This is a genomic window from Escherichia sp. WS33 (genome assembly GCF_046486385.1).
GTDB lineage: Bacteria > Pseudomonadota > Gammaproteobacteria > Enterobacterales > Enterobacteriaceae > ECMA0423.
Map to the genome: position 1 here is coordinate 25919 of NZ_JBJQLJ010000006.1, position 18153 is coordinate 44071.

19 protein-coding genes are annotated in these 18153 nt (G+C 52.8%); 8 read left to right on the forward strand and 11 right to left on the reverse strand.

Going from position 1 to position 18153, the window contains the following annotated elements; all coding sequences use genetic code 11:
- The first annotated feature begins 93 nt into the window (after nt 1–93).
- From nirC to frlR, 8 genes are all read left to right on the forward strand, one after another.
- Complete coding sequence (nirC, locus tag ACJHXA_RS06925) at nt 94–900, forward strand: nitrite transporter NirC (RefSeq protein WP_000493556.1); 807 nt, start codon at nt 94–96, stop codon at nt 898–900.
- 18 nt (nt 901–918) lie between these two features.
- Nucleotides 919–2292, forward strand: coding sequence for a siroheme synthase CysG (cysG, locus tag ACJHXA_RS06930; RefSeq protein WP_000349855.1), 1374 nt, complete (start codon nt 919–921; stop codon nt 2290–2292).
- Nucleotides 2293–2546: 254 nt separating this feature from the next.
- On the forward strand, nt 2547–2714 hold the full coding sequence (locus ACJHXA_RS06935) for a YhfL family protein (RefSeq protein WP_001031834.1): 168 nt from the start codon (nt 2547–2549) through the stop codon (nt 2712–2714).
- A 294-nt stretch (nt 2715–3008) separates the two neighbouring features.
- Nucleotides 3009–4346 carry a fructoselysine/psicoselysine transporter gene (frlA, locus tag ACJHXA_RS06940; RefSeq protein ID WP_000535505.1) on the forward strand — a complete coding sequence of 446 codons (1338 nt, stop codon included), beginning with the start codon at nt 3009–3011 and terminating at the stop codon, nt 4344–4346.
- A gap of 20 nt (nt 4347–4366) precedes the next feature.
- The gene (gene frlB / locus ACJHXA_RS06945; RefSeq protein WP_001315879.1) at nt 4367–5389 is read left to right on the forward strand and encodes a fructoselysine 6-phosphate deglycase; all 1023 of its coding nucleotides are present in this window, start codon (nt 4367–4369) and stop codon (nt 5387–5389) included.
- Nucleotides 5390–5438: 49 nt separating this feature from the next.
- A complete protein-coding gene (frlC, locus tag ACJHXA_RS06950) occupies nt 5439–6269 on the forward strand; it encodes a fructoselysine 3-epimerase (protein ID WP_000847834.1) in 831 nt (276 codons plus the stop codon).
- On the forward strand, nt 6266–7051 hold the full coding sequence (gene frlD, locus ACJHXA_RS06955; RefSeq protein ID WP_000853361.1) for a fructoselysine 6-kinase: 786 nt from the start codon (nt 6266–6268) through the stop codon (nt 7049–7051). The genes frlC and frlD overlap by 4 nt, the downstream gene beginning before the upstream one ends.
- Before the next feature lie 99 nt (nt 7052–7150).
- A complete protein-coding gene (frlR, locus tag ACJHXA_RS06960; protein ID WP_001276847.1) occupies nt 7151–7882 on the forward strand; it encodes a DNA-binding transcriptional regulator FrlR in 732 nt (243 codons plus the stop codon).
- 151 nt (nt 7883–8033) lie between these two features.
- Here the strand turns inward: frlR and ACJHXA_RS06965 are convergent, their stop codons facing one another.
- From ACJHXA_RS06965 to rpe, 11 genes are all read right to left on the reverse strand, one after another.
- Entirely contained in the window at nt 8034–9119 is a 1086-nt protein-coding gene (locus ACJHXA_RS06965; protein ID WP_000847144.1) for an aminotransferase class I/II-fold pyridoxal phosphate-dependent enzyme, read from the reverse strand.
- Between the two features lie 11 nt (nt 9120–9130).
- Complete coding sequence (locus ACJHXA_RS06970; RefSeq protein ID WP_000366862.1) at nt 9131–10435, reverse strand: YhfT family protein; 1305 nt, start codon at nt 10433–10435, stop codon at nt 9131–9133.
- An 11-nt stretch (nt 10436–10446) separates the two neighbouring features.
- A complete protein-coding gene (locus ACJHXA_RS06975; protein WP_001297518.1) occupies nt 10447–10800 on the reverse strand; it encodes a DUF2620 domain-containing protein in 354 nt (117 codons plus the stop codon).
- 10 nt (nt 10801–10810) lie between these two features.
- Nucleotides 10811–11689 (reverse strand): phosphotriesterase-related protein, encoded by an 879-nt coding sequence (locus ACJHXA_RS06980; RefSeq protein WP_000020844.1) that lies wholly within the window; start codon nt 11687–11689, stop codon nt 10811–10813.
- Nucleotides 11686–12912, reverse strand: a complete 1227-nt coding sequence (locus ACJHXA_RS06985) for a phosphopentomutase (protein WP_000090592.1) — start codon at nt 12910–12912, stop codon at nt 11686–11688. Before ACJHXA_RS06985 ends, ACJHXA_RS06980 begins: the two co-directional genes overlap by 4 nt.
- Nucleotides 12912–14075: a YhfX family PLP-dependent enzyme gene (locus tag ACJHXA_RS06990; RefSeq protein ID WP_000497343.1), complete on the reverse strand. Its 1164-nt coding sequence runs from the start codon at nt 14073–14075 to the stop codon at nt 12912–12914. The genes ACJHXA_RS06985 and ACJHXA_RS06990 overlap by 1 nt, the downstream gene beginning before the upstream one ends.
- An 83-nt stretch (nt 14076–14158) precedes the next feature.
- Nucleotides 14159–14521 carry a PRD domain protein gene (locus ACJHXA_RS06995; RefSeq protein WP_001295165.1) on the reverse strand — a complete coding sequence of 121 codons (363 nt, stop codon included), beginning with the start codon at nt 14519–14521 and terminating at the stop codon, nt 14159–14161.
- A 16-nt stretch (nt 14522–14537) separates the two neighbouring features.
- Nucleotides 14538–15443 carry a GntR family transcriptional regulator YhfZ gene (gene yhfZ / locus ACJHXA_RS07000; RefSeq protein WP_001254820.1) on the reverse strand — a complete coding sequence of 302 codons (906 nt, stop codon included), beginning with the start codon at nt 15441–15443 and terminating at the stop codon, nt 14538–14540.
- 268 nt (nt 15444–15711) lie between these two features.
- On the reverse strand, nt 15712–16716 hold the full coding sequence (gene trpS, locus ACJHXA_RS07005; protein ID WP_000165553.1) for a tryptophan--tRNA ligase: 1005 nt from the start codon (nt 16714–16716) through the stop codon (nt 15712–15714).
- A complete protein-coding gene (gene gph, locus ACJHXA_RS07010) occupies nt 16709–17467 on the reverse strand; it encodes a phosphoglycolate phosphatase (RefSeq protein WP_001031727.1) in 759 nt (252 codons plus the stop codon). Before gph ends, trpS begins: the two co-directional genes overlap by 8 nt.
- Nucleotides 17460–18137, reverse strand: a complete 678-nt coding sequence (rpe, locus tag ACJHXA_RS07015) for a ribulose-phosphate 3-epimerase (protein WP_000816280.1) — start codon at nt 18135–18137, stop codon at nt 17460–17462. The genes gph and rpe overlap by 8 nt, the downstream gene beginning before the upstream one ends.
- Nucleotides 18138–18153: the final 16 nt, after the last annotated feature.

An 18153-nucleotide genomic window follows, 5' to 3' on the forward strand; every position in this document is an offset into this window, starting at 1 on the left:
TGCATGGTCCTGTAATGACCTTCGGTATATTGCAGGACATTTTTTAAACTTTTTGTTTTATTTTTTTGTTTTTATTTTTTAAAGGATAATCAAATGTTTACAGACACTATTAATAAGTGTGCGGCTAACGCTGCGCGCATTGCACGCCTGTCGGCAAATAACCCGCTCGGCTTTTGGGTCAGCTCCGCCATGGCGGGCGCGTATGTGGGTCTTGGGATCATCTTGATTTTCACGCTCGGTAATTTGCTCGACCCGTCCGTACGTCCGCTGGTGATGGGCGCGACCTTTGGTATCGCCTTAACGCTGGTGATTATCGCCGGTTCTGAACTGTTCACCGGACACACCATGTTCCTCACCTTTGGGGTAAAAGCGGGCAGCATCAGCCACGGGCAAATGTGGGCAATCCTGCCGCAAACCTGGCTGGGTAACCTGGTCGGTTCCGTCTTCGTTGCCATGCTCTATAGCTGGGGTGGCGGTAGCCTGCTGCCGGTAGATACCAGCATCGTTCACTCCGTCGCGCTGGCTAAAACCACTGCACCGGCAATGGTACTGTTCTTCAAAGGTGCATTGTGTAACTGGCTGGTTTGTCTGGCAATCTGGATGGCGCTGCGCACTGAAGGGGCGGCGAAATTTATCGCTATCTGGTGGTGTCTGCTGGCATTTATCGCGTCCGGCTACGAGCACTCCATCGCTAACATGACGCTGTTCGCGCTCTCCTGGTTCGGCAACCACAGCGAAGCCTACACGCTGGCGGGTATTGGTCATAACCTGCTGTGGGTGACGCTGGGTAATACTTTATCAGGTGCCGTATTCATGGGATTGGGTTATTGGTATGCTACGCCGAAAGCGAATCGTCCGGTTGCGGACAAATTTAATCAAACTGAAACGGCTGCCGGTTAATTACTAAGGGGTTTTTACGTGGATCATTTGCCTATATTTTGCCAATTACGCGATCGCGACTGTCTGATTGTCGGCGGTGGTGATGTCGCGGAACGCAAAGCAAGGTTGCTGTTAGACGCAGGCGCTCGCTTAACGGTGAATGCATTAGCGTTTATTCCACAGTTCACCGCATGGGCAGATGCAGGCATGTTAACCCTCGTCGAAGGGCCATTTGATGAAAGCCTTCTCGACACCTGCTGGCTGGCGATTGCAGCGACGGATGATGACGCGCTTAACCAGCGCGTCAGCGAAGCCGCTGAAGCTCGTCGCATCTTCTGTAACGTGGTCGATGCGCCGAAAGCTGCCAGCTTCATTATGCCGTCGATTATTGACCGCTCACCGCTGATGGTGGCGGTTTCCTCTGGCGGTACTTCTCCGGTTCTGGCGCGCCTGTTGCGCGAAAAACTCGAATCACTGCTGCCGCTGCATCTGGGCCAGGTAGCGAAATACGCCGGGCAGTTACGCGGTCGGGTAAAACAACAGTTCGCCACGATGGGTGAACGCCGCCGCTTCTGGGAAAAACTGTTCGTTAACGACCGTCTGGCGCAGTCGCTGGCGAACAACGATCAGAAAGCCATTACTGAAACCACCGAACAGTTAATCAACGAACCGCTCGACCATCGCGGTGAAGTGGTGCTGGTTGGTGCAGGTCCGGGCGATGCCGGGCTGCTGACGCTGAAAGGACTGCAACAAATTCAGCAGGCAGATGTGGTGGTCTACGACCGTCTGGTTTCTGACGATATTATGAATCTGGTACGCCGCGATGCTGATCGCGTTTTCGTCGGCAAACGCGCGGGATACCACTGTGTACCGCAGGAAGAGATTAACCAGATCCTGCTGCGGGAAGCGCAAAAAGGCAAACGCGTGGTGCGGCTGAAAGGTGGCGATCCGTTTATTTTTGGCCGTGGTGGCGAAGAGCTGGAAACACTGTGCAACGCGGGTATTCCGTTCTCGGTGGTTCCGGGTATTACCGCAGCTTCTGGTTGCTCTGCCTATTCGGGTATTCCGCTCACGCATCGCGATTATGCCCAGAGCGTGCGCTTAATTACCGGACACTTAAAAACCGGTGGCGAGCTGGACTGGGAAAACCTGGCGGCAGAAAAACAGACGCTGGTGTTCTATATGGGGCTGAATCAGGCTGCGACTATTCAGCAAAAGCTGATTGAACACGGTATGCCTGGCGAAATGCCGGTAGCAATTGTCGAAAACGGAACAGCAGTCACGCAGCGCGTGATTGACGGTACGCTCACACAACTGGGCGAACTGGCGCAGCAAATGAACAGTCCATCGCTAATTATTATTGGTCGGGTTGTTGGCCTGCGCGATAAACTGAACTGGTTCTCCAACCATTAATTTAATCAGGGCCAGAGAATTCTGGCCTTTTTCGTTTACAACTCTCTTTATATATTCAGCAGATAAAAATATAACTCATTAACAAAAATCATTTGTTTTTGCCCCGTTATATTCACCGTTACAGCGACTTACAAAATTAAGTCATTCACTCACTGACGCCGATTAAATATTCCTGTATCGTTCTTAATGAGCAGTCTACTTATATTCATATAATCAATGAATATTAATCAATATATAATACATAGGGAATGTAAATGAACAAATTTATTAAAGTTGCACTGGTAGGTGCGGTACTGGCTACGTTAACTGCATGTACTGGTCATATTGAAAACCGTGATAAGAACTGCTCTTACGACTACCTGCTGCACCCGGCAATTTCTATTTCTAAAATCATTGGCGGTTGCGGTCCTACTGCACAGTAAGTCTCTGACAGAAATCGGCTAACACCGGTTTAATTGCCCGACGCCCTCTGGATTTTCCGAGGGCGTATTTGTTTCTATGTCCTTCTTGCCCCCGCCCGTAAAAATATTTTCACTTTAAATTCAATTTGATAAATACATCCATTAGCCACAGCGCGATCCTGTGCGAAATTTTGTGATCTTCCTCCACATTACATAACATCATATGTTGTTATATTCATCATGCATTGTCATGTTACCTTTTAAATGACTGCAAACTCTCCCCTACAACGTATTGGACAAGAAAAAGGTATCGCTATGGGAAGCCAGGAACTCCAACGCAAGCTCGGATTTTGGGCCGTTCTTGCAATCGCCGTCGGGACAACCGTCGGCTCCGGTATTTTTGTATCTGTGGGTGAAGTGGCAAAAGCAGCGGGCACGCCGTGGCTTACGGTGCTCGCGTTTGTCATTGGCGGGTTAATTGTGATCCCGCAAATGTGCGTCTATGCGGAACTATCCACCGCTTATCCGGAAAATGGCGCAGATTATGTTTATCTGAAAAATGCCGGAAGCCGACCGCTGGCTTTCCTCTCCGGCTGGGCCAGCTTCTGGGCCAACGATGCGCCGTCATTGTCGATTATGGCGCTGGCGATTGTCAGCAATCTTGGCTTTTTAACGCCTATCGATCCGTTGCTCGGTAAATTTATCGCCGCCGGATTAATTATCGCCTTTATGTTGCTACACCTGCGCTCCGTTGAAGGCGGCGCAGCGTTTCAGACGCTAATTACCATCGCCAAAATTATCCCGTTCACTATCGTCATTGGCCTTGGGATCTTCTGGTTTAAAGCGGAGAATTTTGCCGCCCCTACCACCACTGCGATTGGCGCAACGGGCAGCTTTATGGCGCTGCTGGCGGGGATCTCTGCCACCAGTTGGTCGTATACCGGCATGGCCTCTATCTGTTATATGACCGGCGAAATTAAAAACCCCGGAAAAACCATGCCACGAGCGCTGATTGGTTCCTGTCTGCTGGTTCTGGTGCTCTACACCCTGCTGGCGCTGGTGATTTCCGGCCTGATGCCCTTCGACAAACTCGCCAATTCTGAAACGCCGATTTCCGACGCCCTGACCTGGATCCCCGCACTCGGCAGCACCGCTGGGATCTTTGTTGCCATCACGGCGATGATCGTCATTCTTGGTTCGCTTTCCAGCTGCGTGATGTACCAGCCGCGGCTGGAATACGCGATGGCGAAAGACAACCTGTTCTTTAAATGCTTCGGCCATGTGCATCCGAAATACAACACGCCGGATGTCTCCATCATCCTGCAAGGGGCGCTGGGGATCTTCTTCATCTTCGTTTCCGATCTCACCAGCCTGCTGGGTTATTTCACCCTGGTGATGTGTTTCAAAAATACCCTCACCTTCGGCTCCATCATCTGGTGTCGTAAACGCGACGATTACAAACCGCTGTGGCGTACTCCGGCTTTCGGGCTGATGACCACCCTCGCCATTGCGTCAAGCCTCATTCTGGTCGCCTCAACCTTTGTCTGGGCACCGATTCCCGGCCTTATCTGCGCCGTCATCGTTATTGCTACTGGTCTGCCTGCTTACGCCTTCTGGGCGAAGCGTAGCCGCCAGCTCAACGCTTTGTCGTAATGTTATCTGGAGAAAATAAAATGTTGGATATTGATAAAAGCACCGTGGACTTTCTGGTCACCGAAAATATGGTTCAGGAAGTGGAAAAAGTTCTCAGCCATGACGTTCCGCTGGTGCACACCATCGTGGAAGAGATGGTGAAGCGCGACATTGATCGTATTTATTTCGTTGCCTGCGGATCGCCACTCAACGCGGCGCAAACGGCGAAACATCTGGCGGATCGCTTTTCCGATCTTCAGGTCTACGCCATTTCCGGCTGGGAGTTCTGCGATAACACCCCGTATCGCCTCGACGATCGTTGCGCGGTGATTGGCGTTTCTGACTACGGTAAAACGGAAGAGGTAATCAAAGCGCTGGAGCTGGGCCGGGCCTGCGGCGCACTCACTGCGGCGTTCACCAAACGCGCGGACAGCCCGATTACCTCGGCGGCGGAATTTAGCATTGATTATCAGGCCGACTGTATCTGGGAAATTCACCTGCTGCTCTGCTACAGCGTGGTGCTGGAGATGATCACCCGCCTCGCGCCGAACGCGGAAATCGGCAAGATCAAAAACGATCTCAAGCAATTGCCGAATGCGCTCGGTCATCTGGTACGCACCTGGGAAGAAAAAGGCCGCCAGCTTGGTGAACTGGCCAGCCAGTGGCCGATGATTTATACCGTTGCTGCGGGTCCGCTGCGTCCGCTGGGTTACAAAGAAGGCATTGTAACGCTGATGGAATTTACCTGGACGCACGGCTGCGTGATTGAGAGCGGAGAGTTCCGCCATGGCCCGCTGGAGATTGTCGAACCGGGCGTTCCGTTCCTGTTCCTGCTCGGCAATGATGAAAGTCGCCACACCACCGAACGCGCCATTAACTTTGTTAAACAGCGTACTGACAACGTGATCGTCATCGATTACGCCGAAATTTCGCAAGGGCTGCACCCGTGGCTGGCACCGTTCCTGATGTTCGTGCCAATGGAGTGGCTCTGCTACTACCTGTCTATTTACAAAGATCACAACCCGGATGAACGCCGCTATTACGGTGGTCTGGTGGAATATTAATCCCTCTCCCGGCCCGGCAACGGGCCGAATTTACGCAAGGAGTTACCCGATGAAAACAGGTATGTTTACCTGCGGCCACCAGCGGCTGCCTATTGAACACGCATTTCGTGATGCAAGCGAGCTGGGTTACGACGGCATCGAAATTTGGGGCGGTCGCCCGCACGCGTTCGCGCCGGACTTAAAAGCGGGCGGCATCAAACAAATCAAGGCGCTGGCGCAGACGTATCAGATGCCGATTATCGGCTATACGCCAGAAACCAACGGCTATCCGTATAACATGATGCTGGGCGATGAACATATGCGTCGCGAAAGCCTCGACATGATCAAGCTGGCGATGGATATGGCAAAAGAGATGAACGCGGGTTATACGCTGATTTCCGCGGCCCACGCGGGCTATCTCACGCCACCTAATGTTATCTGGGGACGGCTGGCAGAGAACCTAAGCGAACTGTGTGAGTACGCGGAAAACATCGGCATGGATCTAATCCTCGAACCGTTAACGCCGTATGAATCGAACGTCGTGTGTAATGCTAATGATGTGCTTCATGCGCTGGCGCTGGTGCCTTCGCCGCGCCTGTTCAGCATGGTCGACATTTGCGCGCCGTATGTCCAGGCGGAACCGGTGATGAGTTATTTCGACAAACTGGGCGATAAATTACGTCATCTGCATATTGTCGACAGCGACGGGGCCAGCGACACGCATTACATTCCTGGAGAAGGCAAAATGCCGCTGAGGGAACTGATGCGCGATATTATCGACCGGGGCTATGAGGGTTACTGTACGGTGGAGCTGGTGACGATGTATATGAACGAGCCCAGACTCTATGCCCGCCAGGCGCTGGAACGCTTTCGCGCGCTGCTGCCGGAGGATGAGAGATGAAAACCCTGGCGACAATCGGCGATAACTGCGTCGATATCTACCCGCAACTGAATAAAGCGTTTTCTGGCGGTAATGCGGTCAATGTGGCGGTGTACTGCACTCGCTACGGCATACAGCCGGGATGCATTACCTGGGTGGGTGACGATGACTACGGCACAAAGCTGAAGCAGGATCTCGCCCGCATGGGCGTCGATATCAGCCATGTCCATACGAAACACGGCGTTACCGCACAAACTCAGGTGGAACTGCACGACAATGATCGCGTTTTTGGCGACTACACCGAAGGCGTGATGGCCGACTTTGCCCTGAGTGAAGAGGATTACGCCTGGCTGGCGCAGTATGACATTGTGCACGCGGCAATCTGGGGACATGCGGAAGACGCATTCCCACAGCTGCACGCTGCGGGCAAACTTACCGCTTTCGACTTCTCCGACAAGTGGGACAGCTCGCTCTGGCAGACACTGGTGCCGCATCTCGATTTTGCCTTTGCCTCCGCACCGCAAGAAGACGAAGCGCTGCGTCTGAAGATGAAAGCGATTGTTGCCCGTGGCGCAGGCGTGGTGATTGTCACGCTGGGTGAAAACGGCAGCATTGCCTGGGATGGCGCGCAGTTCTGGCGTCAGGCTCCTGAACCGGTGACGGTTATCGACACCATGGGTGCCGGAGATTCGTTCATTGCCGGATTCCTTTGCGGCTGGTCTGCGGGGATGACATTACCGCAGGCGATGGCGCAGGGAACGGCGTGCGCGGCGAAAACCATTCAGTACCACGGTGCCTGGTAGGTATAACGTTGGCGTGAGCATCTTCACGCCAACGTGCTGTTACTTGCCGGAAAACGACCCTATAATCCGAGTAATTCATTCTTTATTTCAGGGTCGATTATGTCAGCTACGGACCGCTACTCTCATCAACTCCTCTACGCTACCGTCCGCCAGCGGTTGCTGGATGATATCGCGCAGGGGGTTTACCAGGCCGGGCAACAGATCCCTACCGAAAACGAGCTTTGTACGCAATATAACGTCAGCCGCATTACTATTCGCAAAGCTATCAGCGACTTAGTGGCAGACGGCGTACTGATCCGCTGGCAGGGCAAAGGCACCTTTGTACAAAGCCAGAAGGTCGAAAACGCCCTGCTGACCGTCAGTGGTTTTACCGATTTTGGCGTCTCACAAGGCAAGGCGACGAAAGAGAAAGTGATCGAGCAGGAACGAGTCAGCGCCGCGCCGTTTTGCGAAAAGCTGAACATCCCTGGCAACAGCGAAGTGTTCCATCTTTGCCGGGTGATGTATCTCGATAAAGAGCCGCTGTTTATTGATAGTTCCTGGATCCCACTGTCGCGTTATCCTGACTTTGATGAGATTTACGTTGAAGGAAGCTCCACTTATCAGTTATTTCAGGAGCGTTTCGACACGCGAGTGGTCAGCGACAAAAAGACCATCGATATCTTTGCCGCCACCCGCCCGCAGGCAAAATGGCTGAAATGCGAACTGGGCGAACCGTTGTTTCGCATCAGCAAAATCGCCTTTGATCAGAATGACAAACCGGTGCACGTCTCCGAACTCTTCTGCCGCGCCAATCGCATCACCTTAACGATTGATAATAAAAGACATTAACCGTAGGCCGGATAAGATGCGCCAGCATCGCATCCGGCGATGCTGGCGCGTTGAATTTTACATCCCGTACGTTCCCCTCACCCTAACCCTCTCCCCAAAGGGGCGAGGGGACCGTTCAGTACGGAATTTAGCTTGACGGTGCTATCCAGCATTAAATACTGGCAATACTCTCACGCAAAATCCGCAGCACCGTCTCTTCACCGCTGCGATTCGGGTTAATGCGAATCGCACAATGTTCTGATTGTGGATTCGCCTGGCGAAACGTTCCGGAAAGGCGATAAAAGAGCGGCGGGATTTCATATTTCGACTCTGCACCCACCGGGTAAGGCAAGGCACCGCGCTTTTGCGCCTCTTCCAGCACTCTGGCGGCAATCGGCTGATGAAACTCGACAATCAACACCTTCGACTGCGCATTAGCAATCACCGCGCTTTTCACTTCCGGCACCGCACCACCGTTAAGCAAAGCCAGCAACCGTTCAGATACCCCTGCCTGCACCGCGTGCATCACTGGCGCAAACACCAGACCACGCAATACTTCCAGCGCCTGTGCGCCCTGGATCTGGCTACCGCCGGAGTAAAGCGTGGCGCGAATACGGTTGATAACATCAGCATCGCCGACCACTGCACCAACACCCTCTGGCCCAAATAGCTTGAAGCAGGAAAATGTCGAGACATTCGCGCCGCATTCACAGCCGATTCGCGCCACCTTCATCACCGCATAGTTGTCATCGGTTAACGCTGGAACACCTGCCGCGCGCAACGTTGCCAGCACATCTGCCAGCACGTAGCTGTCCTGCGGCTGCTGGCGCGTATGCTGCACCAGCGCCGCATCCGGTTGTTGCTCGTCGACGACCTGCTTCAGTGCCGACAGGTCATTGAAATCAACAGTAATAAGCGTCAGCCCCATCTGCTCAATAATAACCCGTGTCGTCGGGTAAACAGGCGCGTCATGCACCAGAAGACGCTGCCCCGGTTTGAGCAAAGCCGCCAGCCCGGCGCGAATCGCGCCAGTCCCCGCGCCCTGCACCAGCGCCGCAGCCTGTGCGTGAAATGCATCAGCCAGCACCTGTTCCACACGCTGGGTAACGCGCGGTTGATTCAGTCCTGGCGTTAAGCCTAAATCACCGCCAGTAAGAAACTCGCTGCCGGGGAAATGGCGACAAATGCTATCCACCAGCGCAAACTGCTTTTGCTGCGCCTCAATAATCGTCAGGCTTTGCAGAGGAAACGTCTTCATAGGTGCCTTCCTTAAGCCGGAACGAACAGGCCAAGCCAGTAAAGAACATTCAGCAGAATACCGGTGATCATTACTGCCACGACCGGTGCCGCCATTTTCTGTACCGGACGGCCCAGGGATTCGTTGAGGAAGTAAATGGCAACCGCGATAGAGAATCCGGTATAACCCGCCATCTTAATTGCTGCGAAAATCGAACCGACCAGCAGCGCCACTTCCATCAGCATATTCATGGCGTTACGGATGTTATCCGACGCATTACGCACCGACGGATAGCGCCCCAGCCATTTGCCGATCGAACGAAGCAATAAAACTTCTGCCGAAATAACCACTGCACCTAATACCGCTGCAACCATCGGATTCGGCGAGAGATAGCCCACCGCATAAACAAAGGTAAAGCCCGCAACTGCATACACACCCGTTGCTAACGCGGTGGTGGCAATCAACGGCACAAACCCCAGTCCGCGCATAAATTCTGCCAGAGCCGCCTGATTAATCAGCGTTTGCGATTGTTCCGGCGTTACGCCTGCGGAATATGCTTTCTCCAGTGTGAAGATCGACACTTCACTGCCAGCAAAAATCTTCATGCTGGCAACGGCGGCAATCAATGCTCCCACGATGGCGATATAGGGTAAGTTTTTGATAATCCGTGACGTGCGTTCTTCAAACACCGAAAGCCCGCTGGCATCAATGTCATTTTCATCACGATGACGCAGGTCGTGAGTTATCGCGATCCCCAGCAGCATCACCATGCCAATAAAGATTTCGATGGATTCAGGGTTAAGATGTGGGAAATAGCGCACGACTACCACACGGGTCATCAGTACCACCACGGCGGCGATCAGACTTTGCTTCCAGCCAAACTGGTAGAAAATCGCCACCAGCGGGAACAGTGCAAAAGCTGAAACCACCGGCGAGCTTAATTCCCCCAGGCTACCTAATACATCCACCGGCAGCGCGGTCAGCAGCTGGTTTACTGGCAACAGGCAAGTAAGGATCAACACGCCCCAGATAGCGCCAAGACCAAACGCCATCAGGCTGTTTATCGCCAGGACGCCGAGGATATCGGTAGGAAGAAAGAGTAACCATGCGTTGAGCAGCCCGGTTTTCAGGGTAAAAGAGATCCCCACCGAGGCCACAAAACCAATGCTCAGACCAAAAGCGATACTCCCCGCCTCGCGACGGTTCATATAGCCTTCAATCAGTTGCGGCAGGATCGGGCGGATGCCGTCATGAAAAACAGCCGCCGAGCGATGCGCCAGAAGCGATGTCATACCCGTCAGGCACGCCACCACGATAATCTGAATATACAGATCCATAGTCGTGCCTTTTATTTCAGATGGTTAATCAGCATCGGAATCGCGTGTTCGACGTGCTCAACGGAAAGGCCAAACGCCACTTTCCCTTCGGCGATCATTTTGGCGATATGCTCGTCTTTCGCTTTAATGCCTGGTTTGGCAATGGTGCAACTTTTGTTATAGCCAATCACCGCGATGGCAATCGATAATGCCGCGCCCGCACCGGTATTACACGCACCGATGTAGTAATCCAGTTGCCCGGATTTCACTTTCATTGCCGCTTCCATGTCGTTGTGAATGAAAACTTCAAAACTGCCAGGAGCCGTCGCTTCAATGGTTTTTTTAATCTGCTCACGCTGTAAGCCTGCAACGCCAATCTTTTTCATGAGTCTGTCCTTATTGGAAAAATTGAGAGGGATTTTCACGTAACATCACATCCACATCGGCCTGACTGAATCCTGACTGGCGCAATTGCGGAATAAAGGTGGTCAATAAATAGTCATAGCCATAACCACCATTGGCTTTTAAATGGGAGCGGCGCGTAATATCCATCGACAGCATGACGCGGTTCAGCAACCCACGGTCACGTAGCGCGTGGAGCATCGCAATGCGCTTTTCGTCCGGGTAGTAACTGTTCTTACCAATGGTGTCGAACTGCACGTACGCGCCGAGATCGATCATCTTCAAAATGTTGTCGAGATTGTCTTTCAGATCGCAGTGACCAACGGTGACGCGCGAAAGATCAACTCCGTGGGCTTGCAACAGAGCCAGTTGTTCCAGCCCCATGGTGCTGAACGAAGTATGCGTGGAGATCGGGCGTCCGGTCTGGTTATGCGCCAGCGCAGCGGCAATAAACACCTTCTCTTCCAGCGGCGTAATCTTCCCTTCGCTAGAGCCGATCTCCGCGATAATCCCGGCTTTCAGGTCGGTGCCATCGATACCCTGTTCAATTTCATCGACCATCTCCTGCGCCAGTTCCTGCACGCTGCGGGTCGCCACATGCTCCGGGAAAAAAGCGTCCTGGTAATAACCGGTGCAGGCCACCACGTTGATCCCCGTCTCGCGCATTACATCGAGCATAAATTGCGCATTGCGCCCCATGTAACGGTTGGTCATCTCAATCACATTACGCACGCCCCGGGTCATCAGGTCGTTCATCTCCTGGCAAATGAACGCATACTGATCAAGGCGGCAGTCCACGTTGTTTTTAAAGCCGGAGAGATCAATATGCAGATGCTCATGGGCCAGGGTGTAACCCGTCGGATCAATACTCATAGGGTGTCTCCTGCAAACCGGAGGGAGGAAAGAAAAGAGCGACCATTTTGTGGCGGTGGCGCACGGAAAAATTCACACACGGTAGCCCCCACATCAGAAAGCGTGGTGCGTACACCGAGTTGCGTGTGGACCAGCCCTTGCTGATAAACCAGCACTGGCACCACTTCACGGGTATGGTGGCTGTGACCAATGGTCGGATCGTTACCGTGATCCGCCATCACGACCAGGCAATCATCTGGCTGCATCGCCTCAACAAGCCGGGCAAGGTTACGGTCAACGACCTGCAAACGTTCGGCATAACGTGCGACGTCTTCTGCATGACCAGCGAGGTCGGTTTCCTGGATATTGATGCAAATAAACGCCGTCGGATGCGTGTTAAATTCGTCGAGGGTGATATCCATAATCCGCTGGCTATCCACCAGATTTTGCCAGCTCACGCCATAAGGATTGTTGACGATATCTGCCACCTTACCCACCAGCACGGTTGGCACGCCTGCTTCATACAGTTTTTGTGGCACCTGCACTTTTTCATCGACGCCATAGCCCATATGCACGACCTGGAAACCGTTGTCATAAGCGCCAGAACGCGGCGCATTGATACCAATAAAGCGCCCTTCTTTGCTTTCTGCGGCATCGAGAATGCGTTGACTGTCGGTTAACAGGCCACCAAATGTAATGACCCGACCGACCTGTACCTGCTCACGCACGATACGACCAATTTTGATTGCGTCGTCAAAAGAGATCACAGAGAGATTGGCGGTAATGTTATAGACCTGGCCTAAATCCGCCTCGAGATTATCGCCAATCGCAACCGCCTGATTGACCCACAGAAATTGCAGTTCATCGCCACGGCGCTCCACCTGCCAACCGGCGGATACTAATGCCTGCTCAACACGGTCAATCACATCGCAAAAAGGCATCCGCAGCGGCGGTAACGGGCGCGTGCCTAAAATTTCCTGATGCCCCATAAAGGTATCGCCACCTTCATGTTGCAGCTCTGCCACGCCCCAGGTTGCGGAATCTGACGGCTGCATATCGCCTGGCGCATAACCCAATGCGTTGATTAGCCCCAGCTTCTCCAGCGTTGGTAGCTGCAAATGCGGCAACTGGCTCAGGATGTGACCACAGGTATTCGCTCCCGCATCTTGCGGACGCACCAGCGTGACATCTTTCATTGCCCCTACGCCAAAGCTATCAATCACTAACACCACAAATCGCGCCATTACGCCCCCAGAGAGTTTCCAAGACTGTCATAACGACCAACGATTTTCGGTTCGCCACGGTGAATACCGGACACCAGCACCACATCGCTACGGGTGACAAAAATCTGCGTGCGGAAACAGAGCACCACTGCACTGCTCACCGGATACTCGCCTGCCAGCGGCAGGGTGTAGTCGATACTGCTGTCATCCACAGTTTTGAGATTGGTTTCAGTAATCTTTTGATTTTCTGGCGTAAACACCAGCGCATGTTGCGCATGACCACGACGGTAGTAACCGCCGCCGTAGCAGTAGCTGTCGCCACGGAAATGATGGGAGATTTCACTTAACCAGAGCATCGCGATACGTTCAGGCTGATCGCCCTGCTGGTTTGCCGGAATAGTGCCCGTCAGCGCATGACCGGGTTCGGCATGAGTCACACCGTATTGCGCCAGCAATGGCAGCGAAGTGCAGCTGGTCGCTGAAGGCGCGTTCAGTTGCTCAATCGCAATACCAGATTTCGCCAGTTGATCCCGTGCTTGTACCAGCGTGTGAAGATTCGGTGTCGGCAAAACTTTCCCGGCAGCCTCATCCCAAAGCAGGCAAGGGAAATGGGTTAGTCCCGCCAAATGCAGCCCCGGCAGTTTCTTAATTTCAGCAACCACCTCGTGCAGCGAATGCTGTACAAAACCGCTCTCCTGCCCCGGATAAAGAAAATCATCGTCGCTATAAACTTTGAGCAGCACAGACTGGATTCGCCCGGCCTTCACCGCCGCCGCAGAAACTTCCCGCGCTTTGTCGAGAGTAAACACGGTGATGACGTCGGTGCCCTGTTCAACGGCGTCAGCAACCTGATGACAAGGGATTTGTACCAGATGCCCCTGATGCGCCACCGGCAAACCAGCGCGGCGCATGACTCGCGCCTCTTTGTAATCCACCGCCACAATGCCGCTGTAGCCCAACGCCAGCAGTTTTTCCGCCAGCCATGGGTTACGACCGAATTGTTTGGTCATCAGATACAGTTCAATGCCGTAAAGCCGCGCCGTCTCAATCAGCCGCTTACCGTTTTCCAGTATCTGATCCACGTCGATCACCCAGCTGTCCGGGGCGATTTTGCCCTGCTGCCACAAACTTAGTGCGGCGGAAATCAGCGCCGGGTTCTGGCGTTTCAATGCTTCTACAAACATCTTGTTGCCTCGTTTCTGTTCCTTGAATTAAATATTCATTTTTTTGAATATTTAGGTTGTGCGACGTGGATTTGTCAGGAGCTTCAAACCTCTTCGTTAGCAGCCATCCATAATCCATAAAGGTTGGCCAGCAAATAGCCTTCTTCACACGGGTTAACTTCCAGTGCGAATTCCTTCAACAACACCTGATGCAATTGCACAACGGCTTGCCAGTGGCTGGATTGCGCCAGCTCTGCCAGCAATTCGTTATCCAGCGGCTCTATTTCTTCACCACGGCGACTGCGCATCAGTGCACTCGCCATATGTGTCATCGCCATCGTTCCTTGCTCACTGCGCACCGGCAGATGGCACTCTGTTTCCAGTACGTTGACGACCTGCATCATGCCTTTGCAGATGTCCTTATCAATAACGCCTGCCTCGCAAAGCAGGTTGAGTCTGGTTTCCATATCAGATGCCTTTCGTTTAATAACTCGGTTCCTGTTCCCCACTCACTACCCGTTGTTGATGGGCGAGCAGGGCGTGTTTATCTACAACGGCACGCAGCAGTTGTTGCATTGGGTAATCATCGACTCGCGTCAGGACCACGGCTTCGGTGGCCTGTAAAAATCGCGGATCGTCTGTGAGCGGCGTCGCCTCTAATCCCAGCATGGTCAGTTCGTTTTCCGCCACCACGTTCCAGATCACCGCATCGACATCGCCTTTAACAATGCGTTGTAAACTCTCGTGATAAGAGAGATCGACTCGTTCCACATCACTACCGCCAAAAAAAACATCGGTCATGATTTTCTGATCCGCCGAACGGTTATCCAGCCCCACGCGCTTCACGTTTGCGGACTCGCCTTTACGGCAAATCAACTGGTGCTCGCCAACGTAGGTGTGCGGCCCCAACTCCAGCGCGAGGCATAACCCTTTTTGCGTGAGATAACTTTCCGCCGCCAGTCGGGAAACCACCGCCATGTCATACACGCCGTTAAGTAAACACTCCACGCGAATATCCGCGCCGCGCATATGCGCATAGTAAAAAGGAATGCCATCAAACTGAGCTTTCAGCCCGCTCGCTAAACCTTCGTACAAGCGGGTATAGGGCAAAGGCATCGCACATACCACGTTGTTGATATCCACATGACTCAGCAATGCTTTGTTATCCATCTCGACCAGATAACTGCCATTGCGCCCACGGCGTTCAATCCGTATCGCTCCGCTTGATTCCAGCGTTTTCAACGCGGCCTGCGTCAGGCCAACCGATGAACGGCATTCAGTTGCCAGCTCATCTATGGTTTTCAACCTATTACCGCATTTTTCACCCAACAAATAACGGGCCAGCGTCGTGATAACGACGCCTTCTTTTTTGATAAACGTTCGACGCATAATATATTTTCAATAAAATGAATGTTTATATCTTCATTAAAATGAAGATAAGTGGCAACTGTGAGATGTGGAAACGGCGAGGCGCTTCACATTTTTTCGGATTATTGCAAATGAGGATAAAAAAACCGGGTTTCCCCGGTTTCAGAGTGATGACGAAGTGATTTATTCGACAATGCGAGCAAAGGGTAATTCCCACTGGCGCTTGCCTGCTCCCCTCACCCTAACCCTCTCCCCAAAGGGGCGAGGGGACCGTCCGAGCGTTTTGATATTACGGCTTCGCCACAAAACCAATCGCTTCGTACACCGCTTTCAGCGTACGGGAAGCGTGTACACTGGCTTTTTCTGCGCCGTCTTTCATCACCTGTTGCAGGAAGGCTTCATCGTTGCGGAAACGATGATAGCGTTCCTGCAATTCAGTCAGCATACCGGAAACGGCATCAGCCACTTCACCTTTCAGATGACCATACATCTTGCCTTCGAACTGTTTTTCCAGTTCTGGGATGCTCTGGCCCGTTACCGCAGAAAGGATATCCAGCAGGTTGGAAACGCCCGCTTTGTTCTGCACATCGTAGCGAACTACCGGCGGCTCGTCGGAGTCAGTGACCGCGCGTTTGATTTTCTTCACTACCGATTTCGGATCTTCCAGCAGGCCGATAACGTTATTGCGGTTATCGTCAGACTTGGACATCTTCTTGGTCGGCTCCAGCAGCGACATTACGCGCGCGCCAGATTTCGGAATAAACGGCTCCGGCACCTTAAAGATCTCGCCATACAGCGCGTTGAAACGCTGGGCGATATCGCGACTCAGTTCCAGGTGCTGTTTCTGGTCTTCACCCACCGGTACCAGATTAGTTTGATACAGCAGGATGTCCGCAGCCATCAGCACCGGATAGTCAAACAGACCAGCGTTGATGTTCTCGGCATAACGCGCAGATTTATCTTTAAACTGGGTCATGCGGCTCAGTTCGCCGAAGTAGGTATAGCAGTTCAGTGCCCAGCCTAACTGCGCATGTTCTGGTACGTGGGACTGAACAAAAATGGTGCTTTTCTCAGGATCGATACCACAAGCCAGATACAAGGCCAGCGTATCCAGCGTCGCTTTACGCAGCTTCTGTGCATCCTGGCGCACGGTGATCGCGTGTTGGTCAACGATACAGTAAATGCAATGGTAGTCATCCTGCATGTTTACCCACTGACGCAGCGCACCCATGTAGTTACCAATGGTCAATTCACCTGAGGGCTGTGCGCCACTAAAAACGATGGGCTTAGTCATTTTTCGATTCCTGATTTTCGCTATGCGGAAGCCCTAATGCGGGCAGAAGGTCATTTATAGACTGATAAATTACATCAGGCTGGCTGAGATCGATAGCCTCGCCGTAGTTATATCCGTAGGTTAAGCCAACGGATGGGCAACCTGCCGCTTTTGCCGCCTGAATATCATTGCGTGAGTCGCCGACAAACAGCATCTGTTGTGGGGCAATTCCCATCCGCTCAGCCACCAGTAACAGCGGGTCCGGATGAGGTTTTTTGTTTTGCACATCATCGCCGCCGATAACCACGCTAAAGTATTTGGCAATATCTAAGGCTTCGAGCAGCGGCGCGACGAACGGCGTCGGTTTGTTGGTGACCAGGCCTAGCGGCAGGCCTTTAGCCTGCAACGCGCCCAACGTATCGGCAGCGTGCGGGAACAAAAACGTCCCCTCTTCGGCAACCTCGCCATAGTAGCGATCGAACAGTTTACGCAGAATACGTACCTGTTCTTCTGCCGGAATGTCGTCATCAACGGGCGGTTTACCCATTGTTTTACGCTGAGTCGCACGTTCCTGACGCGCCCAGGTCAATGCGCGCTCCATCAGAACATCTGCGCCGTTACCAATCCAGGTAATAACGCGTTCTTCACCTGCGACGGGCAACTCCAGCGCATACAGCGCCATATCTACCGCAGCAGCAAGACCGGGAGCACTGTCGACCAGCGTACCATCAAGATCAAAAGCGACGCCGCGAATATCTTCAAACTTATTCATGACTTACCTTTGCCAGTTCACTGCGCATTTCATCAATGACTTTTTTGTAGTCTGGCTGGTCGAAGATTGCCGAACCGGCGACGAACATATCCGCGCCCGCCGCAGCGATTTCGCCAATGTTGTTCACCTTCACGCCACCGTCTACTTCCAGACGAATGTCAAAGCCAGACTCGTCGATACGACGACGTACTTCGCGCAGTTTATCCAGTGTTTGAGGAATGAACGACTGACCGCCGAAACCAGGATTGACGGACATCAGCAGGATCACATCCAGCTTATCCATCACGTAATCCAGATAGCTCAGCGGTGTCGCCGGGTTAAATACCAGTCCCGCTTTACAGCCATTTTCTTTAATCAGTTGCAGCGTGCGGTCAACATGCTCGGAGGCTTCTGGATGAAAGGTAATGATGCTGGCACCAGCGGCAGCGAAATCAGGCACAATGCGATCGACAGGTTTCACCATCAGGTGTACGTCGATAGGGGCGGTAATGCCGTAGTTACGCAAGGATTTCAGCACCATTGGCCCAATCGTCAGATTGGGAACATAGTGGTTATCCATGACGTCAAAATGCACGACATCAGCGCCAGCTGCCAGGGCTTTTGCGGTATCTTCACCCAGGCGGGCAAAATCAGCCGACAGAATTGAGGGGGCAATCAAATACTGTTTCATCCGCTTCTCCTTGAGA

What these genes read in the sequence shown, in the direction of transcription:
- nirC (WP_000493556.1), top strand. Translation starts at nt 94, where the DNA reads ATGTTTACAGACACTATTAATAAGTGTGCGGCTAACGCTGCGCGCATT.
- ACJHXA_RS06935 (WP_001031834.1), top strand. Translation starts at nt 2,547, where the DNA reads ATGAACAAATTTATTAAAGTTGCACTGGTAGGTGCGGTACTGGCTACG.
- frlA (WP_000535505.1), top strand. Translation starts at nt 3,009, where the DNA reads ATGGGAAGCCAGGAACTCCAACGCAAGCTCGGATTTTGGGCCGTTCTT.
- frlB (WP_001315879.1), top strand. Translation starts at nt 4,367, where the DNA reads ATGTTGGATATTGATAAAAGCACCGTGGACTTTCTGGTCACCGAAAAT.
- frlC (WP_000847834.1), top strand. Translation starts at nt 5,439, where the DNA reads ATGAAAACAGGTATGTTTACCTGCGGCCACCAGCGGCTGCCTATTGAA.
- frlD (WP_000853361.1), top strand. Translation starts at nt 6,266, where the DNA reads ATGAAAACCCTGGCGACAATCGGCGATAACTGCGTCGATATCTACCCG.
- frlR (WP_001276847.1), top strand. Translation starts at nt 7,151, where the DNA reads ATGTCAGCTACGGACCGCTACTCTCATCAACTCCTCTACGCTACCGTC.
- ACJHXA_RS06965 (WP_000847144.1), bottom strand. Translation starts at nt 9,119, where the DNA reads ATGAAGACGTTTCCTCTGCAAAGCCTGACGATTATTGAGGCGCAGCAA.
- ACJHXA_RS06970 (WP_000366862.1), bottom strand. Translation starts at nt 10,435, where the DNA reads ATGGATCTGTATATTCAGATTATCGTGGTGGCGTGCCTGACGGGTATG.
- ACJHXA_RS06975 (WP_001297518.1), bottom strand. Translation starts at nt 10,800, where the DNA reads ATGAAAAAGATTGGCGTTGCAGGCTTACAGCGTGAGCAGATTAAAAAA.
- ACJHXA_RS06980 (WP_000020844.1), bottom strand. Translation starts at nt 11,689, where the DNA reads ATGAGTATTGATCCGACGGGTTACACCCTGGCCCATGAGCATCTGCAT.
- ACJHXA_RS06985 (WP_000090592.1), bottom strand. Translation starts at nt 12,912, where the DNA reads ATGGCGCGATTTGTGGTGTTAGTGATTGATAGCTTTGGCGTAGGGGCA.
- ACJHXA_RS06990 (WP_000497343.1), bottom strand. Translation starts at nt 14,075, where the DNA reads ATGTTTGTAGAAGCATTGAAACGCCAGAACCCGGCGCTGATTTCCGCC.
- ACJHXA_RS06995 (WP_001295165.1), bottom strand. Translation starts at nt 14,521, where the DNA reads ATGGAAACCAGACTCAACCTGCTTTGCGAGGCAGGCGTTATTGATAAG.
- yhfZ (WP_001254820.1), bottom strand. Translation starts at nt 15,443, where the DNA reads ATGCGTCGAACGTTTATCAAAAAAGAAGGCGTCGTTATCACGACGCTG.
- trpS (WP_000165553.1), bottom strand. Translation starts at nt 16,716, where the DNA reads ATGACTAAGCCCATCGTTTTTAGTGGCGCACAGCCCTCAGGTGAATTG.
- gph (WP_001031727.1), bottom strand. Translation starts at nt 17,467, where the DNA reads ATGAATAAGTTTGAAGATATTCGCGGCGTCGCTTTTGATCTTGATGGT.
- rpe (WP_000816280.1), bottom strand. Translation starts at nt 18,137, where the DNA reads ATGAAACAGTATTTGATTGCCCCCTCAATTCTGTCGGCTGATTTTGCC.